A 3,946-nucleotide genomic window follows, 5' to 3' on the forward strand; every position below is an offset into this window, starting at 1 on the left:
TCGCCCTGTTTGGGCGTCGTCGACGCCGGCGCGCCCTCACGGCCGCACCCGGACAGCGCGAACGCCGCCGTCATCCAGCAAGCCCACATGATCGTACGCATCGGTCTCTCCTGTTCGTTCGTGGCAGCGCGCCAGGCCTGTTCCGTCCCGCCCCCTGACGTGGCGGCAGTGGCGCAATCGCGTGCGCCAGCGTATCGGGCCACCCATGTACGCTGGGTATGCACAGCACTCCCGACCGGCCGCGGGATCGCCCGGTTCACCCGACGGCCGGCCGTCCATCTCCTGCACCGTCGATCACCAAGCGGAGGCGAGCCTCGACGCAACAGACACGGCAACGCTGCGGTGCAACCGGCGCGCATGGTCCTCTACCCGCGGGCACGCGACGGAACCGCTCGAACAGGTTGCACGCTGCCGGCGTTACCCAGGCGCCAGGCGCTCAGAGCAGCCGTTCGGACACCACCCGGAATGCGACACGCGGCAGACGGAAGGCCAATCCCTCCTCCAGTGCGACACCCAGCGCCTGCAGCCGAGGGCAGGTCAGCGCCCCGGTCAGCCGCAACGGCTGCAGCGTGGCCGGGTCCACCGGCAAGGCGATGCGGGTGCTGGCCCAGCGGCCGTCGCAGGTGCGCGCGATGGCCTCGTCCTGGCAGGTGAGGAAGCGCAGCAGCGCCTCGCGCGTGGCGAACGCCGGCGTCCAGTCGGCATCGTGCCAGGCCTCGGCAGGCTGCCAGTGCAGTTGCAGCGCCGGCGCGCTGCCCTGCCCCGGCTCGATCTGCGTGTGGCCGCTGCCATCGGACTGCAGCGCGTGCACGAAGCGCGCGGCCAGGTGCGGCTGCATGGCGTCGCTGGCGGCGCGTGCGCCGGCCACGTAGGCCAATCCATCCATCACGTTGCGGTCGAACAGCACCACCGGCCCGGCGTTCACATCGTCCACGCGACGCAGGTACCACCGCCAGTTGCTCTGCAGCGGCGATGGCAGCAGCTTCCGCAGCGGCCCGGCCAGGGCCGGACCGAAATGGCCGTGGCGATAGCTGAGGATGGTGTACGGCGTGCGCCCCTGGTGGACGACGTGGGCGTAACCCGGCGGCGGTGGCGGGGCGCGACGCACGTCGACCCACCAGTTCAGATAGACCACCTCGCGCACGTCGCTCGCAAGCGCCGGCAGCGGCCAGCGTTGCGTCAACGCACGCCGCAGCCGGGTCCAGCCAGGCGCATGCAGCAGGCGCGGCAGCGCGCGCCCGTACCAGGCGGCGGACGGGTGCCGGTAAGCCGCGGCCTCGGCCAGGTCCGGCACCGCCGCCGGCATCTCAGTCAGCCAGCCCGCGCAGCAGGTCGTTGACGCTGGTCTTGCTGCGGGTCTTGGCGTCGACCTGCTTGACGATCACCGCGCAGTACAGCGAGTGCGAGCCGTCCTTGGCGGGCAGCTGCCCGGACACCACCACGCTGTACGGCGGCACGTAGCCGTAGGAGATCTCGCCGGTGGCGCGGTTGTAGATGCGCGTGCTCTGGCCCAGGAACACGCCCATGCCGATCACGCTGTGGTGGCCGACCACCACGCCCTCCACCACCTCCGAGCGCGCGCCGATGAAGCAGTGGTCCTCGATGATGGTGGGGCTGGCCTGCAGCGGCTCGAGCACGCCGCCGATGCCGGCGCCGCCGGACAGGTGGCAGTGCTTGCCGATCTGCGCGCAGGAACCGACCGTGGCCCAGGTGTCGACCATGGTGCCCTCGCCCACGTGCGCACCGATGTTGGTGAAGCTCGGCATCAGCACCACGTCCTTGCCGAAGTAGCTGCCGCGGCGTGCCACCGCGCCCGGTACCACGCGCACGCCGGCCTTGCGGAACTCGGCTTCGTGATAGCCGGCGAAACGCGATTCCACCTTGTCCCAGAACGGCGCCGGCTGCGCTTCCACCACGGCCATCTCGTTGACCCGGAAGTACAGCAGCACCGCCTTCTTCAGCCACTCGTTGACCTTCCAGCCGCCGTGCCCGTCCGGCTCGGCGACACGGAACTCGCCGCTTTCCAGGCCGTCGATGACGCGGTTGACCACCGGCCGGGTCGACCCCTCGATCTCATCGAGCGTCAGCGTGGCGCGGCGCTCGAAGGCGCTGTCGATGGTGAACTTCAGCTCGTCGGCGCTGGGCACGGCCACCGGCTTGGCGCGCAGCGGCTTCGGCGCGGGCTTGGCGGGCTTGCTCGCCACGGTCGGCGCCGCCGGCTTTGCGGCAACCGGCTTGGCCGTCTTCTTGGGGGCCGCCGTCTTGGCAGCGGGCTTCTTGGCGGCAGGCTTCTTGGTGGCCATCAGCGGGGGTCTCCAGGCGGGGTATCGGGGTCCAGGCAGGCCTGCAGCGCGGCCTGCAACGCCTGGCGGGCGGCGTCGGGCAACGGCAGGTTGTGCTCGTCGGTGATGTGGAACAGATCCTCGGCGCGCTCGCCGAAGGTGGCGATGCGCGCGTCGTGCACGCGCAGGTGCTGCCGGCGCAGCACCTGGGCCACGTCCGACAGCAGCCCCGGGCGGTCCGGCGCGACCAGGCTGAGCCGGGTCAGGCGGCCGTCGAGGCTTTCGCGGAATTCGATGCGCGGGGCGAAGCGGAAATGCCGCAGTTGGCGCGGCACCACCCGCCGCGCCGGGCGCAGCCGCGCCAGGTCGCCGGCCAGCGCCTCGCGCAGTCCGGCCTGCAACTGCGCGATGTCGCCGCTGGCGAAGGCGTCGGCCGGCATCACCTCGAAGGTGTCGAAGATCGCCCCGTGCGGGGCGTCGAGCACGCGCGCGCGATGGATGCCGTAGCCGAGCCGGTCCAGGGTCATCACGATCGCGGCGAACAGGCCGTCGCGGTCCGGCGAATACACGAACACTTCCAGCGCCGCGTCGTCGGGGGTGACCGGGCGCACCTTGACCAGGGTGCCACCGAGTTCCACCTCCATCAGCGAGGTCGCCTGCCAGGCCAGTTGCTCGGGACGGAAGCGCAGGAAGCTCTCGTCCGGCATGCCGGCGAACTGACGGTCGATGATGGCGTCGTCATGGCCCTGGATGTGCATCAGCGCGCGCGCGGCCTCGCGCGCCTCCTGCAGGCGCTCGGCCACCGGCAGCGGATGCTCCAGGCCTTCGCGCAGGGCGCGGCGCGCGGCGAAGTACAGGTCGGCCAGCAGCCGGTCCTTCCACGCATTCCACAGCTTGGGGCTGGTGCCGGCGATGTCGGCGCAGGTCAGCAGGTACAGATAGTCCAGGCGCTCGCGGTCGCCGACCAGGCTGGCAAAACGATGGATCACCTCCGGATCGGCGATGTCCTGCTTCTGCGCGGTCACCGACATGCGCAGATGCTGCTCGACGAGCCAGGCGACCAGCTCGATGTCGGCGGCGCTGAGCGCGTGCGCGGCGCAGAACGCGCGCGCATCCACCGCGCCCAGCTCCGAATGGTCGCCGCCGCGGCCCTTGGCGATGTCGTGGAACAGGCCGGCCAGCAGCAGCAGTTCCGGCTTGCGCAGCCGCGGCCAGACTTCATGCGCAATGGAGAAGCGCTCGTCGGCACGCGCGTTGGCGAACACCGCCATGTTCTTCAGCACCATCAGCGTGTGCTGGTCAACCGTGTACACGTGGAACAGGTCGAACTGCATGCGCCCGGACACCTGCGCGAACGCCGGGATCCACTGCCCGAGCACGCCCAGCCGCGCCATCCGGGTCAGCGTCTGCACCGCGCGCGGGCCGCGCAACAGCGCCAGGAAGCGCTCGCGCGCGGTCGGGCTGGCGCTGGCGTAGGCCGGCAGATTCGGCAGCGCCTCGGCCAGCGCGCGCGCGGTCAGCGAATGCAGGCCGCGGATCTCGCCGTGCGCGGCCCAGGTGGCGAACAGCGCGAACACCTGCACCGGATCGGCCTGCGGCCAGCGCTCGTCGTCGGCGGCCAGGTAGCCGCGGCGCAGCGAGAAGCCGCCGTCCAGCGGCTGCGG

Annotated in this window: 3 protein-coding genes; all 3 read right to left on the bottom strand. The window is 71.5% G+C overall.

The window, feature by feature from the left end; translation table 11 throughout:
* Positions 1–436 precede the first annotated feature (436 nt).
* Positions 437–1,306 carry a hypothetical protein gene (locus D183_RS0123515; protein ID WP_017911152.1) on the bottom strand — a complete coding sequence of 290 codons (870 nt, stop codon included), beginning with the start codon at positions 1,304–1,306 and terminating at the stop codon, positions 437–439.
* Position 1,307: 1 nt separating this feature from the next.
* Positions 1,308–2,303 (bottom strand): 2,3,4,5-tetrahydropyridine-2,6-dicarboxylate N-succinyltransferase, encoded by a 996-nt coding sequence (dapD, locus tag D183_RS0123520; protein ID WP_017911153.1) that lies wholly within the window; start codon positions 2,301–2,303, stop codon positions 1,308–1,310.
* Positions 2,303–3,946, bottom strand: a 1,644-nt coding sequence (locus tag D183_RS0123525) for an ACT domain-containing protein (RefSeq protein WP_017911154.1), incomplete at its 5' end; no start/stop codon positions are given. The genes dapD and D183_RS0123525, both read right to left, overlap by 1 nt.

This window comes from Xanthomonas sp. SHU 199 (genome assembly GCF_000364665.1).
GTDB lineage: Bacteria > Pseudomonadota > Gammaproteobacteria > Xanthomonadales > Xanthomonadaceae > Xanthomonas_A > Xanthomonas_A sontii.

Bases quoted from the DNA above. Each gene is read 5' to 3' on its own strand.
- D183_RS0123515 (WP_017911152.1), bottom strand. From the start codon at position 1,306: ATGCCGGCGGCGGTGCCGGACCTGGCCGAGGCCGCGGCTTACCGGCAC.
- dapD (WP_017911153.1), bottom strand. From the start codon at position 2,303: ATGGCCACCAAGAAGCCTGCCGCCAAGAAGCCCGCTGCCAAGACGGCG.